Raw genomic sequence first — 18567 nt, forward strand, 5'->3', positions numbered from 1 at the left:
GTCAGGACATCGCATGCTCACTGTGGACACCGTCGTCCAGTTCTTTCCCCGTGGCGGATCAGCTCAGGTGATCCGCTACCTCGGCGGGGAGCTCACCGGACGAGGCCATGCCGTCCAGATTCTCTGCGGATCGCTGGGCTCCAGCGGCGACTTCAGCCACGCACCCTCCTTTTACGCTGGCCTTCCCGTGGCCGCCATGGACTACAACCCTGCGGCAGCGGCGTACGCAGACGGCGCCAGCGGCATGGACGGGCAGCCTTCGCCGTTCCACCCCTCCTATGAGGATCGCGGGCCCGCCGCGCCCGATCGCGTGTTCACCGCGGTGGCCCCGAGCACCACTGAACACCTCATTGGTGCCTGGCACTCGTTCCTGCACCGCCACCGGAGCGATCGCCCGGATCTCGTTCACGTGCACCACCTGAGCCACTTGCAGGCCGCAGCACGTCACGCCTACCCGGGTATCCCTGTCATCACTACCTTCCACGGCACGGACCTCAAGCTCCTAGAGCAGGCGCGGCAGATCAGCCGGTTCGCCGCCCGTCTCGGGATCCCGCTCACCACGATGGCCGATGCCTGTGACACCTCGGAGGACAAGCAGGTCCTGCTGGATCGCCTTCTGCACGGCCTGGTTCTCGGCGATGACGAGCGCAGACGGGTGGAGGCGATCGACTGGCGGCTCTGGCGGTACGCCGACCTGTGGTGCTTGCAGATGAAGCGCTACGTACGGCAGGCCGGCCGCATCGTCGTGGTGTCCGACAGCGATCGTGGCGAGGTCAACCGATTGCTGGCCGTTCCGGAGGAAGAGATCACTGTAGTCCCCAACGGGGTGGACACAGCCCATTTCGTGCCGCTGCATCTCGACGACGCGCAGCGCCTGGCCCGCCTGCGCCGGTGGCTGATCAAAGACCCGCGAGGATGGGGACCAGGGGAGCAGCCTGGCAGCATTCGCTACACCGAGGCGGACCTGGCGAGGATGCGCGACGCTGATGGCGCTCTGCGTCCTGTCCTGTTGTGGGTCGGCCGGTTTCAGCAGGTCAAACGGCTTAATGTCCTGCTTGAAGCATTCGCGGTGGCCTGCAGAAAGGTCGATCCCGCGCCGGTTCTGCTGCTGTGGGGTGGCTACCCCGGGGAAGCCGAGGGGGAGCACCCTCTGACAGCGGCTCGACGGCTCGGCATTGGCGAACACGTCTACTTCATCGGCTGGCGCGGTCATGACGAGCTGCCCGAGGGGCTCAACTGCGCCGACCTCATGGTGGCTCCCGCCGTGAACGAAAGCTTCGGCATGGTTTACGTCGAGGCCGCTGCCTGCGGCACTCCGCCGGTAGCCACGAAGACGGGCGGTCCTGCCAGCATCATCACGGGCCATGGCCGTCGGGCTGATGGCTGGCTGGTGAAGCCGGACGACATCGACGACCTCGCCGCGACTCTAATCGCTGCCCTGACCGATCCGGCGGAAAGGGCGCGACGTGCCGACAACGCCACGCGCAACGCTCACCGCTACTACAGCTGGACCGCCGTGGCCGATCGCTATCAGGAGCTCTACGAGCAGGCCTCCGGCCGGAGGGATCGGCAAGGTGAATGAAGGTCTACGCATGGAAGCCACGCTTCCTGGACTAACCTCGGTGACCGGCATCGACGAGCCTGCTCACGGTAGGCGCGCTATGGGACCGCGGGAGGAAGATATGGCCAGCCAGTCCAGCACCCACGGCATTACGATGCACGCCGACAGAGTCGTCAAGACCTACGCCTCCTGGGACCGTGGCGAGCACGAGCAGGAATGGCGCGCCCTGAAAATCTTGGCGCAGTACGCACCCGATCTGGCGCCGCTACCCGTGGTAGCGGAGTTGCACGCCGAGCCCCCAGTCGTGGTGATGTCCCGGCTGGACGGCGTCCCGCTGCGGGGGCAGACGGTCACCGCCGAGCAGATCAAAGCCATGGCCGAGGCGATCACGACCCTGCATAAGTCGGTTCCCGCGTCCGCGCTGGCCGTTATGGCCCCTTCTCCTTGGAATCCGAGCGTGGCCGTGGCCAAGGCCCGGCGGCTTCGCGCAGAGCAGCCGTATCTGGGGGAGGACCCTGTGGTGCTGCGGGCGTTCGCGATGGGCGCGGAGTGGCTCGATAGTTGCGCGCCCGAAGAGCTGGTCTCCGGAGAGGCCACGCCGGTGCTCGGCCTGTCGGATGGCAACCTGGCCAACTACTTGTGGGACGGCAAACGCGTCCAGATGGTCGACTGGGAGGACTCCGGCCGCAGCGACCGCGCCTTCGAACTCGCCGAGGTCATCGAGCACATCTCACGATTCGATGGGACATTCGACGGGGCGACGCTGCTGGCGTACGTCGAGCTGACCGTGGCAGAGGCGGCGCGAGTCTTGGACCTCCAGCGCCTGCTCGCTTTCACCTGGCTGTGCACGCTCGGTCCAGGCGGCGTCTTCTCCGGGCGCAACCCGCACGGCACCCTGGCGCGGCAAGCAGACCGGCTGCGTGACCTGTTCAACTGATCATCTATTAGCTGATCTTACGAGACCCACCTTGGCGACTATTTGAACACGCATCGCCGGATGTTGTCGGGGAGGGCGAGTCACCGGGGGTGCCGGTTCGCTTCATCGACTCTGCGTGTTGAAGACGTAACCCGCTGGTCTTGCCTTTATTTCCTCGTCTGGGCATGGCATACATAACCCAAGACTTGACGCGATCATTGGCACATCAATACATGGCGCATGGGCGATTATAAGCTCCTTCCGACCTAACTGAATAGGTTTGGGGTATTTGCGAAAGAAGACCGCCTTCCTTCTCTTGATCCGCTGTTGCACCCGAGGTACTTTCTGATCGTTTGCTAGATCATGCTCTGAACGCCACACCGCGGGGGCGGACCCGTTGCGGGGGGAGCGCGAACGATTTGTTCGCAGGGCGTGTTTGGAGTGTGAAGGACTAATGGCGCGTTGCCGGACCTGGCTGAATCCTGCCCGCTGGCTGATTCAGATGTTAGCTATTGCGGTAGTTGTACTCTCACCGGTGCTGCTGGTGGTTATGCCGCAGTCCGCATCGGCGGAGTCCGGAGTGCCTGGTGCGTCGGTCGAGTTGCCCGCCGGTGAGGCGCCTCAGCAGATGGCCGGTTCGGCCGCGCAGCGAGGTCATCTCGTGCCCGCAGAGGCGACGCGATCCACACTTCCGGTCAAGGGAGGGGTGGCGGCTGATGTCAAAACCACTCTTCATGGGGAGCGGCGCAATGCCGTCCCCGGAGTGCCTCGCGCCGTTGGTAAACCGTATTTCCCGCAGCCGAAGGCGGACAGCACGAGTGCCCCACGGCAAGCAGTGGACAGTTTGGTCGTGGCGAGCCCGTCTTCGGCTAAGGCGTCTTCGTCGAGTGTTCTCGGTACGTTGTCCTGGGACTTGCCTCCTAATATCGTGAATCTGCTTCCGGGGAACAACGCCCGCGTCGGATCGCTACGCCCGCTTCTTTTCGCTGAGGCCGAAACGGTCGACGGTTACCCCTCCTCCACCCCGACTTACAAGTTCACTATCTGTGCGGGTGAGTACGAGGATTGGGACTGGTGTGAGGAGTCGTCGTGGCAGACGGCGCAGACGTGGCGGCCTCCGGCAGGGAGCCTGAAGTGGGCGACGGAGTACTACTGGGGGATCGAGGCCTCTGACGGGGGCGGTGCCTCAGTGGGGTCGTCGTGGTATCTGCTGCTGACCGGTGTCGAGCAGCCGGGGATCACGTCGAACCTCGCTGCCGGCACCGACGGCCGCGAGTTCAACCACATGGTCGGCAACTACACCACCTCCCAGACCGACGCATCGGTGCCGGGCGCCGGTCCGTCGCTGTCAGTCTCGCGGTCCTACAACAGCCTCGACCCGCGCACGACCGGCCTGTTCGGCGCCGGATGGTCCACCCTGTACGACATGCGCCTAGAGCAGGAGACTGGCCTTCCGGCGACCCTGCTGGTCACCATGCCGAGCGGCGAGCAAATGCGCTTCGCCGACAACGGGGACGGCACCTTCCAGCCTCCACCCGGCGAGTACCTGACGCTGGCGACGGTCGCCGCAGGCGGTTGGCGGTTGATGGACAAGTCCGGCATCTCCTATGTGTTCGACAGCTCCGGCCGCCTGTCGTCCCTGACGGACCAGCATGGCCGCGGGTTGCAGCTGACGTACACGACGGGCAATCTGTCGCAGGTGACGTCCACCCCTAGCGGAAGACACCTGACGTTCACCTGGTCCGGCGTGCACGTGGCCTCGGTCAGCACCGACTCGGTCAACGGCGCTCCGCTGACGTGGAATTACACCTACACCGGCGACACCCTGACCCAGGTCTGCGCGCCCGTCGCGGCTCCGAACTGCACCACGTACGCGTACGGGACCGGCTCACACATGCGCAGCACGGTCCTGAACTCCGATGCGGGCGGCTACTGGAGGCTGGGCGAGTCCAGCGGTGCCACCGCGGCCAGCGCCGTGGCGACCAACTTCGGCGACGACAACGCGACCTACTCCTCCGGCATCACCTACGGGGTCTCCGGCGCGCTGACGGGCACCAGCGACACCGCGGTCCGCCTGGCCGGCTCATCGTATGTGCAGCTCCCCGACTGGTCGCTGGTGCAGCGCGGCGGCTACATGTCGGCGGAGGCATGGTTCAAGACCACCGGCTCCGGCGTCATCCTTGGCTACCAGGATGCCTCAATCACGGGGTCGTCCTCGTCGTACGTGCCGGCTGTCTACGTCGGCACCGACGGGAAACTGCGCGGTCAGTTCTGGCAGGGCATCCGCGCTCCGATTACCTCGGCCGGCACGGTGAACAACGGTGCCTGGCACCAGGTCGTCCTGTCGGGGTCAGGTAACTCCCAGACTCTCTACCTGGACGGCCAAGTCGTCGGCACGCTGTCGGGGACCATCGATCACGGGTATATGCGGTACGCCCAGTTCGGCGACGGCATCGCCTCGTCCAGCTGGCCGTCGTCCAGGAGCACAAAGGGCCGGTTCGGCTTCACCGGCGACCTCGATGAGGTGGCCTTGTTCAACTCGCCGATGACCCTGGCACGGGTGAAGGAGCACTACGCCGCCCGGCTGGCCGCGCAGCAGCTGACATCCGTCACGCTTCCATCCGGCAAGGTGTGGGCCTCCAACACGTACAACGTCGGCATGGACCGGCTAGCCACCCACACCGACCGCAACGGTGGTCTCTGGCAGCTAGGACTTCCGGCCTATAGCCGCTATGTCACCGGCGCTGAGGCGCTGATCACGGTCACCGACCCCAAGAACAACACCATCGTCTACGGCCACGACCCGCTGCGTGGTATGCGGCTGTACGGGGTGCAGGACCAGTCCGCCCAGATCACATGGCACGAGTTCGACACCGGCGGCTTCATGAACAAGATCATCGACCGGAACGGGCTCGTCACCGACCTCAGCTACGACGAACGGGGCAACGTCACCATCCTAAAGAGGTGTCGTTCCGGCACGAGCTGCCACCTTGACTACTATTCCTACTACCTGAACGCGGCCGACCCGCTCGATCCCCGTAACGACCAGCTCACCGTCTCCCGTGACGGGCGATCGGCCAGCGAGACCGACAACACGTACGCGACGAAGAGGGAGTACACCAGCGCGGGTGAGCTGGCGAAGGTGACTACTCCCGTCACGCTCGACTTCCCCAGTGGCCGGTCCACGACCTATACCTACACCGACGGCACCGAGGCCGCTGTCGGCGGCGGCACGACCCCAGCCGGTCTGCCGAAGACCGTGAAGCAGCCCAACGGCGCGCAGGTTGTCTACCACTACAAGGCGAACGGTGACCTCGCCGACACCACCGACCGGGCGGGCCTGCTCACGCGGTTCGGCTATGACGCGCTCGGCCGCACGACCAGCCAGACCGTCGTGTCGGCGGCGCAGCCCGCCGGGGTGACTATCAGCTACGCCTACGACGGCCTGAGCAGGGTGACCACGACGACCGCTCCGGGGGTCACCAACGAGGTCACCTCGGCCACGCACACCGCGGAAGTTCGCACCGCCTTCGACGCGGACGGCAACCCCACCTCCTCCACGCTCGACGACCTCACCGGGACCGATCCTGACCGCGTCAGGGGCTACACCTACGACACTTTCGGGCGGATCAAGACGGTGACCGACCCGGAGGGCGGCGTCACGCAGTACTCCTTCGATGTCACTGGCGCGCTGATCTCCTCAACCAGCCCCATCGGCACCGTCCTGCAGTACGGCTACACGCCGCGTGGCGAGAAGGCCACGGTTACGCTCAAGGCCTGGACGGGCAGCCCGACCAACCCGCAGCCGGCGACCGACGTGGTGCTGAAGTCCTATGCCTACGACCCCGAGGGCCGGCCGGCCTCGGAGACGGACGCGATGGGCCGCACCACCCGATTCACCTACTGGGACGACAACCTGCTGTCCCAGAAGATCGCCGACGATGTCCGCCTCAACGGGTCCACCACGACTCGTGACGTCGTACTTGCCTCCTACGACTACGACTGGGCGAACAACCCACTGCAGACGATCACCGGTGGCGGGAAGACGCGCACCGACTACGTCTACGACGCCGCCAACCGGCTCACCTCCCAGACGCTGGATCCGACCGGGCTCGCCCGCACGACCAGCTACGGTTACGACGCCGACGGCAACGTTGTCTCCACCGCGAAGACCGCCACGGGAACCTCCCGAATCGAAAGCGTCACCGCTGAGTACGACAATGCCGATCGTCTCGTCAAGCAAATCACCGAGAACGGCGCCACCGACCTGGTCAGCACGTGGAAGTACGACGACCGGGGCTTGGTCACCGAGGTCACCTCGCCGCCCGGCAACGCCTCGGGCGTCGACAGGCTCGACTACACCACGCTGATGCGCTACGACCCCATCGGGCAGCTCGTCGAGAGCAAGCAGCCGCCGGTAGCCGTCGAGCGTGCGGGCGGTGCCCCGGCCACCCAGCGGCCCACCGTCCACTACGGGTACAACACCGCCGGTGAGCGGACCGGTACCGTCGATCCCGAGGGCCGGACCAGCTCCATGGGATACGACCGGGCGGGGCGGATGACGACCGCGGCGGCGCCTGCGTACACCCCGCCCGGGGGCACGGCGATCACCCCCACGACCGGTTACACCTTCGATGCGGCCGGCCGGCCCGCCACGGTCACCGACCCGCGGGGCAACGTCACCACCAACACCTACGACGCCCTCGACCGGCTCGTCCGGGTCACCCAGCCACCCGCCACCACCGGCGCCACTCCCGGTCATGCGGACTACACCTACACCCTCAACGGCGAGCTGCTGTCGCTCACCGACCCGACCGGTGCCCGGACCGAGGCCACCTACGACGACCTCGGCAGGCAGGTCACCTCCACCGTCATCGAACGCAAGCCCACGACCGCGACGCTCACCTCGTACGCCACCTTCGACGACGCGGGCAACCTCCTCACCGAGAAGCGGCCCGGAGGCGACACCACCACCGCCACCGTCAACCCTGCGGGCGAGACCACTGAGCTGACCGACCCGCTCAACCACACGACATCCTTCGCCTTCGATTTGGCGGGACGCCAGACCAAGGTCACCGACCCGCTCGGTCAGGCCAGCACCATCACCTACGACCTGGCCGGCCGGGCCACCACGGTCAAGGACCTGGACGCCACCTCTGCTGTCCTGCGCACGAGGTCCATCGACTACGACCTCAACGGCAACCCGACCAGCCGTACCGATGCCGAGGGGCACACCACCACCTATGACTTTGACGCCCTCGGCCGTATCAAGCAGATGGCTGAGCCGGTCAGCGCTGGCAGTTCCATCACCACCTCGTCCGGATATGACGCGGCGGGGGCCCGGACCCGGTACACCGACGGCCGCGGCAACGCCACCATTACCACGTACAACAGTCTCGGGCTCGCCGAGTCGGTGATCGAACCCTCGACCACCCAGCACCCCAATGCCGCCGACCGCACTTGGACCACGGCATATGACGCCACTGGCAACCCCGTCTCGCAGCTCCAGCCTGGTGGTGTCACTATCACCAACACCTTTGACAACCTCGGGCGGGTCACCCAGCAGGCGGGCAGCGGGGGTGGAACCGCTCCGACGGCCGCGAAAACCTTCGGCTACGACCTGGCCGGCCGGCCCACCTCCGCTGGAGATCTCGCCCTCACCCTGAACGACCGAGGGCAGCTGCTCAAGACCACAAAGGGCGGGGTCGACCAGGCTACCTTCGCCTACGACGCCAACGGCCGCCTGGCACAACGCGGCGACGCGGCGGGCACCACGACCTTCACTTGGGACGGCAAGGACCGGCTGAAGACGGCCGTCGACCCGCTCACCGGCGTCACGATCAGCTACGGCTACGACACGGCCGATCGTCTCACCTCCACCGCGTACGGCACCGGCGGCCCGCAACGCACCTACGGCTACGACGCCCTCAACCGGCCGACCAGCGATGTGCTCAAGACCGGCGGCGGTGCGGCGCTGGCGTCCATCACTTATGGCTACGACAAGGAAGACCGCCTGACCTCCAAGGTCACCTCCGGCACCGCGGGCGCGGGCAGCAACAGCTACGCCTACGACTTCGCCGGACGTCTCACCTCCTGGACCAACCCCGCCTCCACCACGACCACCTACGAGTGGGACGCCGCGGGAAACCGCACACGCGCCGGGGCGGACACCTTCACATACAACGAACGCAACCGCCTCACCTCCGGCGCCGGCATCGACTACACCTACACTCCCCGCGGCACCCTGACATCGCAAACCACAAGCGGCGCTACCAGGACCTACTCCTTCGACGCCTTCGACCGGATGGTCAGCGACGGAAACGCCACCTACGACTACGACGCACTCGACCGCATGACCAGCCGCACCAAGGCGGGCACGACCACCAAGTATCTTTACGCCGACACCGGCAACGACCTGGCCGCCGTCACCGACAACGCCGGGACGAAGCAGGAGACCTACAGCCGAGGCGCGTTTGGAGACGTTCTGTCCAGCAAGATCGGCACCGCAACGCCCCAGTTCCAGATGGCCGATCTGCATGGTGACATCGTGGCCGGTTTCACCGCCGGTGCCACCAGTCTGGCCGGCTCCGCCGCCTACAGCCCGTTCGGCCAGGTCACCGCCACCGGTGGGGCCCGATCCCAGCTTGGCTTCCAGGGCGAATGGACCGACGCCGACACCGGCGAGGTCAACATGTACGCCCGCTGGTACCAGCCCGGCACCGGCACCTTCGCCAGCCGGGACTCTGTGACGCTGGATCCGGTGCCTTCGGCGCAGGCGAACCGGTACGCCTACGGGCTGGCGTCGCCCTTGATCAGGACTGATCCCACGGGGCATGTGGCCAAGGTCGACATCGGCGCGGACGGAGTGTGTCACGGCACCGTCGGCCAGTGCGATGCTTACTTCAACCCACCGGTACCCGACGTGAAGCTCGGGCCCGGAGGGTTCGCCATCGATCAGAGCGGCACCTGTCACGGGGATCTGAACGCCTGTACCGATTACTTCTATCAAAACTGGCTGGAGAATAATCCCCCGCTCAAGCAGGACATTCCCTTCAAGGACGCGATCGCACAACAGCTTGGAGTGACCACATATGGCTACCAGGCTCCAAAGGAGTACTGGAGCTCCGCATCTGGTGCGTCGGCGAAACGTGAAGCATACGACATGGGCCTCGACCCGCGCCTCACCGACGCTCAGTTGAATCTGATGTGGGTGTTGATCAAAAACGCGAGAGTCGACTCGAAGGGCAAACTCGACTTCATGCCGATGCTACCTCGAGGAGGAGTCGGAGATTGGCTGCAGCAAATAGAGAACTATTATGGTCCGGATGCTGCACGGGAGGTGCGGAAGGCGTTCTGCACGGCCGTAACCAACGACGAGAATTGCTCATTAAAGTGGTTGCAGGATAAGATCGCCAGCTGGATCAATACTGGCAAAGCATGGACATCTAAGGCGATCGTTAAGGGGCTTAAGGAGGCGGCAGCCGTCATCTTCAATACTCTGTTTGACCTCCCTACTTTTCTCCTTGATCTGAATACCATGCAACAAGCGAATGACGCTATCGTAAAGTGGGCCGAAGCGTTATCCAAGAAGAAATGTGGCAAGTCCGGCGATCTGATCATCTGTGGTAACTTGCCAGCTCTTCCAGGCCGCAGTGGAACTACTGTCGGCGGAGTGTTCTTAACATCGTACCCCCTTAGCACCGTACTCAAAAACAAGAATTTGATCTCACATGAGACGGTCCATGTGTATCAGTGGTGGCAATACTACAAGCTGTCGGGCCGGTGGTGGGCATTCGCTGTATACTACTGGATGGAAGGAACTAATCCATGCACGAACAAGTATGAGAAGGACGCGGGCCTTGTGGCGGGAGGGTATGGAACGCAGTGCGGACTAACTTAGTGATCCCGACCTCAGCCCGCCTAGCATCGGTTGCCCTACTGCTGGGCGCGGTAGCGGGTTGTGTGAACCGTATAGACGGAGCTGTAGGAGTTATCCGGACCGCCAAAGGGAACCTGGCGATAGCTATCGTATGGTGCGACAGGCCAACGACCATGGGTGCTTGGATTTTAAAGCCAAACCCCTGGAAGGCCGTCGTTAAATACGAGAACCCCAAGGTTGACGGCAACTCCGACTACCAAATCGTAGACATAACCTCTCCAGAGCCGCAGTGGCAGATCTCCTCGGGCTCGGCAAAGCTCGATCCGAACGTAGACTACATGGCCGAAGCGTGGCCTGGAGATGGCAAGGAAGGAATATTTGGTCAAGTGGGATTTACGCTGAATGACGTTCAAAATCTCAAGCCAGACCAGGTTTGGCTCGGCGTGCCTGGATCTGCAGTCACGTGGAACTACTTTCTGGAATTTGCTAAGAAAGACGTATGCCCTTTTTAATTTTGAGTACCGGACAGAAATCTTCGGTTCACGGGTTACGGCGGTCCGAGGTTGCGTCGGTCTCGGTGATCAAGCCGTCGGAGGGAGACAGGCCGGTATTGCATGCGCTTCAGAGGGTGCTCGATGACGGTCATGAGGTGATCGATGCGGCTGCGTAGCGCAACGACCACGGACTGCCAGCCCCTAAAGCTCGGCCGAACTATGCCAGAGGGCACTCACCAGCATGGCGCGTATGCGGGGGGCGAAAGGGAAGGTCCGGGTGCGGTGCAGAGGACGCCACCGGCCACGAAGTCGCCTCCCATCCGTTCGGCGAAATGGCGCAGGCCGCGGAAGTCGTCCGCCGGACCTTTGCCCTCCGGCTGTCACCTCATCTCGTTCAACTCGGGAGGCAACTCGGTCACCGCCGGACCCAGTCGCGGTCGATTTAGTGCAGGCCACTTCCGCTGGTGTCCCGTAGAGCATCGTTTACGGGACACCATATTGGATAGTCGGACGGACCGGGTTTAATTAGGAGGCATGTCGAGTACTCGGCAACTTTGCGCATTGCCAGGCGACTGATGCCCACAAACCAGGCCTTCAACCTGGTCCCGATGAGTGTTGATGATGGTGAGGAAGGCCTCGACGATGTAGGGATCGAAACCGATACCGCTATGGCGCCGCAATTCGGCTGCCGCCTCATCGATGAGTCGCGCAGGTCGGTATGGCCGAATGGTCGTCATAGAGTCGAAGGCGTCAGCAACAGCAATGACTCGAGATACTTCAGGAATCTCGTCGCCCGCTAGGCCAAGTGGGTAGCCGCCGCCGTCAAACCTCTCATGGTGATGCAGGATACCCGCGAGAGTTTCAGCCATAAGGAGCTTGCGGGCCGCGCCGGCAGGGACGCCGTCGAAGAATTCCGGCAAGTCCTGGACGATACGCATGCCGCGGACCGCGTGCAGTTGGATGAGAGTGAACTCCTCTTCCGTGATAGCCCCGGTCTTGCGGAGTACGGTGGTGGGAACAGCAAGCTTGCCGATGTCGTGGAACAGTCCGCCGAGACGGGCAGCCTCTAGTTTCGCGGGGGGCATACCGACCTCGCGTCCGATGAGGACAACCAGCTGGGAGATACACTCGCTGTGCCGGCGAGTGAAGGGGTCTTTACTCTCCATAGCCGCCATAAGGACTTCTTCCAGGTCGTCGGCCGTGATCTTGGCTTTCGGCCGGAACCATGTGCCCATTCGCCGCAAGGTGGATAGCCGTTGGGAAGGAGTGGCAGTGCCGGTCGAGCCCTTCATGTACGCGGCCTTCAAGACGGCCCGGTGCGCACGGACCTCTGCGGCGCGTTGGCGGAGACTGAGTGAAGGAGCATCGGCCGGAGGCTGCGCCAGGAGCTGGGTAAGTATTCCATCAGCTTCGCCCTGCTCTGCGCCCGCTGCTATCCATAGCAGGGGTTGAGCAGCGTCGGCGTCGCCGCGGTCAAGTGCAGCTATGCCTTGGTCGTAGGCGGTGATTTCCACATCGATCTGCTCGGCGAGAGCGTGGATACGTCGTGCCTCGCTCGGATCGTTGTCGACTCTCTGCGCGGCTGAGGCGAACTCTCGCAGTGCCGTCTCGTCGTTCTTGTTGCGCGCGTCGGTGGAGGCCGCCATGCGTCGAATTATGTCGTCGATGGTCATCACCTTGGCTCCCTTCCCGACTCTTTCCGCTCTGCTCGTTCGTCTCGATCTCGTAGTTCTCGAAGAGTCTTTCTGGCCGCGTTGAGCTGAGACTTCACCGTCCCTAGACTGACTCCCATAACTTCGGCGGTCTCTACTTCCGTTAGCTCCGCGATAAGGCGAAGGCCGGCGACATTGCGTTGCTGACGAGGCAGTTGCCGAAACCAGCGGGTAAGGGTGTCGGCGAGCTCTATGTCAGAGGCTGCATCGACGGAGTCGGGAAGAGCATTCAGGATGTTGTCGTGGTCATCCCTGTACCCGCCTCGGCGGATAAGGGCTGCCTGCCTATACCACAGACGGATGGAAATCTTGTATAGGTATGCCTTGGGCCTGTCGTAGTAAGCGATAGTTGACCACCGCTCTCGTACGATCAGGAAGGCATCTTGGACGATGTCGTCGCTGTCGCTATCTGCGCAACCTTGCGCGATGAGGTAGCGACGCAACGCTCGGTGGTGTTCCAGGAAGAATAGTGCGAGAGCCTCTTCGCTGGGGAGGTCGTCGCGGATGAGTACCCCGGTCGACTGTCGTGATGGCCTGGACCATGACCCCTTCATGATTCTGAGTCCGTTGTTGACAGCGTTCGGATGATGTGGCTTTCACCAAATACATGAATATGCACGTGTAGGGTCTTCACGACGACCGCTCGCTTACGCCAACGCATCACCTCTTTCACACAGTTCACGCTGGTTACCGTGAACGTGACCAATGCGGCTGCTAGCTCTGGATCCTTGGCTAGGAACGGCAGCACCGGCCACCCCCTCTCCTCGCTATTGAACCCCGGCACTCACTTAAGGCGGGAGAGGACAGAAAAGTTGGGGCATCGTGTCAGACAGCGAAACTGTGGCTCAGAGGGAGGGCGTCGCTGACTGTCCTCATCAAGTGATACGTAGCTCTCAAACCCGGTTGACCGGCGCGGCGAGCCCTGGCCGCCCGCACTGACGCGATTGCCGTATCTGCTCCACCACCTTGAACAGGCTGTGCTCATCGACACGAGGGGTGTTCACGAGTAGGGCTGGCATGGGGCGCAAGAGGGGTTGAGAAGATCGCTTCCCGCAAAGAGAATGATCGTTTCCCGCGTACGCAGCTCGGGCGCTGATCGTTCAGGGGTCAGCGGGTCGCGTCGGGCATGCGGACCGTCACGTAGGGATGCGGCTGTTCCAGCCACTCGCCGGTCAGCCGCGCCCCGGTGGTGCGGTCGATGACTGCGAGGCAGGCGGCTCTCCAGTCGTAGTCGGCGCGGTCGTCGAGGTCGTCCTCATCCTCTTCCTCGGCCTCATCGGGGTCCTCGGACGCGGGCGCGGCGAAGAAGTCCGTCATCGCCTGCAGCTCGGGCCACTGAGTCAGGCCGGCATGGTGTTCCTGCCGCCCGGGGAAGAGCGCGTCGATCGCCAGGACGTGCTCGCCTCCGGCCGCGAAGCTCAGCAGGGTGTTGGCGTTGACGTTCCACCAGGCGCTGTAGACGCGCGCTCTCTCGCTGAGCCGCCGGAGCACGGCGGGGCTTGCCCCGAGGTAGTCCCATTCGAAGAGAACGGTGGCCGAGCCGAACCCGTCGACGAACAGGGGGTAGGCGTCGCGTTCGGGCGGCCCGACGGCGTTGAGCGTCGCCGGCTTGTGCAGCCGGTAGGGCGTGTTCCCGGCGAGCCGGGCGGCGACCTGGTCCAATGTGAGTGCCTGCCCATCATCGGGCACCACCACCGTCCAGCACATGCCTACGCCGAGCCACTGCGTGCTGTTCATCAGTTGCCGGTAGTGCTCGCGCAGGTCGGCGGTCGGCGGGTGTCCGGGGTTCAAGCAGAGGCCCCCTTTGCTCGGCGGGAACGGATGGTGGAGATCATCCCAGAGGCGCGACGGAACCGGCCAGGCGATCTGTGCCTGGAGCCGTCAACCTCTGTCCAGCCGTTTCAAGAACGGCCCCACGAGGGAGGTGCCGTATTTGTGTCGCGTCGTCGCTGACCCTTGGACTTGCGTGCCTATCGAGATCGCGACCTCGATCTGCTGGGGACCTGGCCGCGCCTTTTCGTAGTGCCGCCGTGAGTGTGATGCTTGACGCCCCTGGCCGTTAGCTCGGACCGACGCCCGACCCCTCCTGGAACAGCGCAGCAAGAAGCCGTTCGGTTCGCTGACTGGTGGAGATCCCTAGGGCGCCAGTTTGCTGACGGAGTAGCTTGGCGGTCCGCCGCGCGTCGTCTCGCCGGCCAAGGCGTAACTGCAGGCGAACGATGCGGAGGTAGGTCTCCTCAGTGTCAGGGTCCAGCACGCGAGCTCTTTCCAGAGCAATCAGCGCCTGCTCCGGATCTTCCTCTTCGGATTGTTCGGCGAGCTGGCTCAGGACGTCGGCTTGCGACCGGGTCAGTGGGTAGCGGTACTCGTCGATCCACTCAGTTTCCAGGCCATGCGCCAGTTCCCCGTTGCACAACCCTGCGGCCCTGAGAAGAGCCGTCAGCTTGACCGCGGGCTCGGATGCCGCTCTGAGCTCTTCCAGAGCCGCCTGGTAGTCCCATAAGTCGACGCTCATCAGCGCCTGATCGATGCGGTAAGCCGCGCCGTCCTGGGTGGTCGATGCGTTGATGAAGGGTGCTCGCTTCCGGTCGGGATTCTCGTAGCCCGAAGCGGCGACCAGGGCATTGCGAAGGTGGCGCAGTGTGTTGTGCACGTCCTTGCCGGTGTCTTCAGGCCAAAGGGCGGTCGTGAGCTGGTCGCGGGTGACGCCTTCGGGATGGAGCGCGAGGAACACGAGCGCGTTGAGCTGCAGCCAGCCGAGCTCACATGGAGTGGAGCGGCCCCGTGCGCGAATGGTGGGAGGGCCGAGCACCGAGAAGCGAATCAACTGCGGGCCGTCCCAGGCTGTGGGTGCTGGGTCCGGAGAAGCTTCCTCCGCGATGCTTGCCGGCGCTTCCTCGGGCAGCAGCTCTCTCAGGTGCGCAGCCGCTTCGCTGTCGGTGACGTGGAAGAGCTGAGCGTCGGAGACTTCGTCGGCGAGCTGGCCTTCGACTTTGACGACCTGGTGGTCCTCGTTGACCTCGCATGTCGTGCCGCATGGCCACTCGCCCAGGAGTAGTGCCCCGACTCCTGTCGTTGAGGAGGTGACCAGGGGAGCCGAGACCCGGTCGAAGACCTCGTCGTCGACTTCAGCCACCAGGACGAGAGTCGGTAGAACCTCTCCGGGATCCCGCTCCCGCAAATCCTCGATGTCTTTCGCCTCGCGTTCGAGCAGCGTCCGCTTACGGGTGAAGTACGTCTGCTCGAAGTGCTTGAGTGCGGCGTCCGGCGTAGGCGCGACGACCAGACCAGGAAGCGACGTCGCCATCGAATGGAGCTCCTCGGCCGGAGTCCCGAGGAGGCTCTCTGCCAGCTCGCCGGAGATCACGACCTCGACTCGGAAGTTATTCGCCTGCCGAAGCAGATCGACGATCAGATAGCGGGCGACATCGTGGGCGCCATCTCCTGTGAGGCCGAGGCCTGCGCCGGTGAGTTCGATGTCGATGGTGGAATCATCGGCTCGTCTCCCGATGGCGCTCTTCTGCGGTACATCGATCGAGTGCGCCTCGCGGAGCAGTTCGAGATCTGGGGGAGGCTGTTCGCCGCGTGCCGTGAAGGTACGTAGGTGAGCGCGTCGGAGTTCTTCCACGGCAGGATCCGGCTTCGGCTCGGGTGTCATGACCACAGGTTCCGATGCCGGCGGCGGGGTCCAGCGCCGACGCCGGCGCAGACGATTGGCCACGTACGCCGTGCTGATGCCTGCCGCGTATGCCAACGCCACCAGCGATCCCGAGTTCAGTTCGATGACGCTCCCGGTTCCCTGCTCGACCGGCTCCTGGGCAGGCGTAAGAGGAGCGACGGACGTTGTCGGCTGGTGGGAGCCCTCTGGGGCACGCGGAACTTCGCGATGTGGCTTGCTGTCCTTCAGCGGGAGCCGGAGCTTCCAGCCGGGATGGATGACCCCGGGATCAGTGAACCTCTGCCCTCCGGGCTGGGCGGAGTGGGCATTCAGCTTCCAAATGCGTGTCCACCGGCGGGAGCTACCCAGCTTGTCGTCCGCGATCTCCCACAGGCTGTCTCCCTGCTTCACACGATAAGTGCGCTCATGATCCGCTGGTGGCTCGTCAAGCGTGAGGTCACCACCGAGAGCGTGCGTCGGCGCCATGGCGACGACAGGAGGAGGAGCTGCGTCCGCAGCCATTGCCGCAGGGGCACTGGCGATGAACGAGGCGGACGCGACCAGGTATGCCGCCATACGCTGCATCGCACCCAGACCAGGCAGCCGCGGGGCGAGTCGTGCCCCAACCAGCAGAGCACCGAGCTCGATAAGCACCGAGACCGAGAACGCCGCCCACGCCCCCCAGGCGATGAGCTTCAGGGCGGCAATGAGCAGCGTGCCGTCATCCTGAGCAACGAGCCTCTCACCGAGTTCGTGCACGCTGGGGAGGTGATCAGGCAGCGGAAAGCCGGCAAGCCGGTAGAACAGGATCGGAAAGACGACAACAGTGCCGGCCAGCACGATCGTCGCGGCCAGAGCACGGAGCAGGCGAGACAGCGTCATCAGTTGGGCCTCTCGACGCCGGAGACGAGGTCAGCGGTGGCAGTGGCGGTCATCGATACGGAGGAGAGGCCGACCAGTGAGAGCAGCCATGTCGGCTTGGTGACTGTGACTCGCACCCGGATCGAGTCCGGGCCGGTGATGGCGACGCTCCCGGGTCGGCCCGTAGCGCTGAGATACGCCTGGGCTGCTCGTACGGCGGCGCCGCGATCGACGATGAACACCCGGCCCTCATAGGCGGCACGTCGGTCGATCTGCCCTGCCCCGGCTCGGGCCGCTTCTTCGGCGATGCCCACTGCCTCCCAGCCCGCTCGCAGCTTGGCGCCTCCGTCGACTGCCAGGCCGACGAAGAGTATGAGGGTCACGATGAAGATGAGCGCGAACGGCGTGATCGATCCGCGGTCAGCGTCACGGGTGCAGAAGAGGCACGCTGTCACGCTTCCCTCCCGCGGTAAGGGTCCAGCGGGCTGGTGGCGGTGGCCCGGCGCCAAACGTTCCCCGGCAGGCCGGGGAACGCAAGGTCATCGAGAGGGACGAAGCAGGCGACGGTTGTCGAGACGGTTGCAGGGCTTCCTACCGGCCGACTGAATCCCGACGTGCTCACCTGGACGCTTACCGAAGTGCACCTGACACCTCGGCTGCTGAGCGACTCGCGCGCGCTCGCCCCAGCCCGCCTGCCGGCCTCGGCGGCTGACCGTGCGATGGAGGCCTGGCGGGCGGCATCGCGTGCTGCCGCCTCCACCGCTGCGCTGGCGACCGTGATCCTTCCACCGGCCACCCCCAGCAGGATGACCAGGACGATGGCCGTGATGGCGAGCATCGCCTCCACCGTTGCGCTGCCGCGGTCCTTCATGACGTCCGCCCAGGAGTCGTGAAGCGCTCGACGGCTCCGGCGGCTTCCTGAGAAATCTGGATCGACGGCAGGAAAGGGACGAGGGAGAGCGCACGGCCTCGGACAGTCACCCGCACACGCGTCGAGTCTCCGCCGCTGCTGGCGCTTATGGAGTCAAGGAACCCGCCTGCTGTCCGCTCGGCGTAGCTTCTGGCCACGCCCGCGCCGGCCGTACGGGAACCACCATCGGCTCGCGAGGCCCGGACGCCTTGCTGGGCGGCGGCGAGCGCCACAGAGTGGGCGTAGAACAGCAGGCAGAGCTGCATGCAGACGAGAATCGTGAGCATGACGGCAGGCAGGGTGATCATCACTTCTGCGGTGATGGATCCCTGATCGCCTCTGACCTTCAGCTGCGGAGTCACAGGTTGATCGAGTTGGCCTTGGAGATGATTTTCGCGGTGACGATGCCCATGACGGTGACTGCGACCAGCACAAGCGCCGCGATGATGATCATCGCCTCTGCTGACATCGCACCTCTGTCCCGATGCCTGCGTGCTCGTTCGAGCCTGTCCTGCAGGAGCTTCCTGAGGGCGAGGCAGTAGGCGGCTTCCTGCGGCAGGAGAGGGGACATGTGGA

The 18567-nt window shown here is 64.4% G+C and carries 12 protein-coding genes; 4 read left to right on the plus strand and 8 right to left on the minus strand.

The features are described 5' to 3' along the window. Positions 1 to 13: 13 nt before the first annotated feature. From AB0B72_RS30300 to AB0B72_RS30315, 4 genes are all read left to right on the plus strand, one after another. Positions 14 to 1582 carry a glycosyltransferase family 4 protein gene (locus AB0B72_RS30300; RefSeq protein WP_367742604.1) on the plus strand — a complete coding sequence of 523 codons (1569 nt, stop codon included), beginning with the start codon at positions 14 to 16 and terminating at the stop codon, positions 1580 to 1582. Positions 1583 to 1715: 133 nt separating this feature from the next. Next, positions 1716 to 2498: a phosphotransferase family protein gene (locus AB0B72_RS30305; RefSeq protein ID WP_367742606.1), complete on the plus strand. Its 783-nt coding sequence runs from the start codon at positions 1716 to 1718 to the stop codon at positions 2496 to 2498. Positions 2499 to 3405: 907 nt separating this feature from the next. Then, entirely contained in the window at positions 3406 to 10377 is a 6972-nt protein-coding gene (locus tag AB0B72_RS30310) for an RHS repeat-associated core domain-containing protein (RefSeq protein WP_367742607.1), read from the plus strand. Between the two features lie 62 nt (positions 10378 to 10439). After that, positions 10440 to 10868 (plus strand): hypothetical protein, encoded by a 429-nt coding sequence (locus tag AB0B72_RS30315; RefSeq protein WP_367742609.1) that lies wholly within the window; start codon positions 10440 to 10442, stop codon positions 10866 to 10868. Between the two features lie 503 nt (positions 10869 to 11371). Here the strand turns inward: AB0B72_RS30315 and AB0B72_RS30320 are convergent. From AB0B72_RS30320 to AB0B72_RS30355, 8 genes are all read right to left on the minus strand, one after another. Next, positions 11372 to 12523, minus strand: a complete 1152-nt coding sequence (locus tag AB0B72_RS30320; protein ID WP_367742611.1) for an HD-GYP domain-containing protein — start codon at positions 12521 to 12523, stop codon at positions 11372 to 11374. Next, positions 12523 to 13116 (minus strand): RNA polymerase sigma factor, encoded by a 594-nt coding sequence (locus tag AB0B72_RS30325; RefSeq protein WP_367742612.1) that lies wholly within the window; start codon positions 13114 to 13116, stop codon positions 12523 to 12525. The genes AB0B72_RS30320 and AB0B72_RS30325 overlap by 1 nt, the downstream gene beginning before the upstream one ends. Positions 13117 to 13669: 553 nt before the next feature. Then, a complete protein-coding gene (locus tag AB0B72_RS30330; protein ID WP_367742613.1) occupies positions 13670 to 14353 on the minus strand; it encodes a DUF6461 domain-containing protein in 684 nt (227 codons plus the stop codon). A 268-nt stretch (positions 14354 to 14621) separates the two neighbouring features. Then, complete coding sequence (locus AB0B72_RS30335) at positions 14622 to 17102, minus strand: hypothetical protein (RefSeq protein WP_367742615.1); 2481 nt, start codon at positions 17100 to 17102, stop codon at positions 14622 to 14624. Then, a complete protein-coding gene (locus tag AB0B72_RS30340) occupies positions 17102 to 17536 on the minus strand; it encodes a pilus assembly protein TadG-related protein (RefSeq protein WP_367742616.1) in 435 nt (144 codons plus the stop codon). The genes AB0B72_RS30335 and AB0B72_RS30340 overlap by 1 nt, the downstream gene beginning before the upstream one ends. Next, positions 17533 to 17952, minus strand: coding sequence for a TadE/TadG family type IV pilus assembly protein (locus AB0B72_RS30345; RefSeq protein WP_367742617.1), 420 nt, complete (start codon positions 17950 to 17952; stop codon positions 17533 to 17535). The genes AB0B72_RS30340 and AB0B72_RS30345 overlap by 4 nt, the downstream gene beginning before the upstream one ends. Then, positions 17949 to 18353 (minus strand): TadE family protein, encoded by a 405-nt coding sequence (locus AB0B72_RS30350; protein ID WP_367742618.1) that lies wholly within the window; start codon positions 18351 to 18353, stop codon positions 17949 to 17951. The genes AB0B72_RS30345 and AB0B72_RS30350 overlap by 4 nt, the downstream gene beginning before the upstream one ends. Then, positions 18350 to 18562 carry a hypothetical protein gene (locus AB0B72_RS30355; RefSeq protein WP_367742619.1) on the minus strand — a complete coding sequence of 71 codons (213 nt, stop codon included), beginning with the start codon at positions 18560 to 18562 and terminating at the stop codon, positions 18350 to 18352. The genes AB0B72_RS30350 and AB0B72_RS30355 overlap by 4 nt, the downstream gene beginning before the upstream one ends. Positions 18563 to 18567 lie beyond the last annotated feature (5 nt).

Origin of the sequence: Microbispora sp. NPDC049125, assembly GCF_040802045.1 — a bacterium.
GTDB lineage: Bacteria > Actinomycetota > Actinomycetes > Streptosporangiales > Streptosporangiaceae > Microbispora.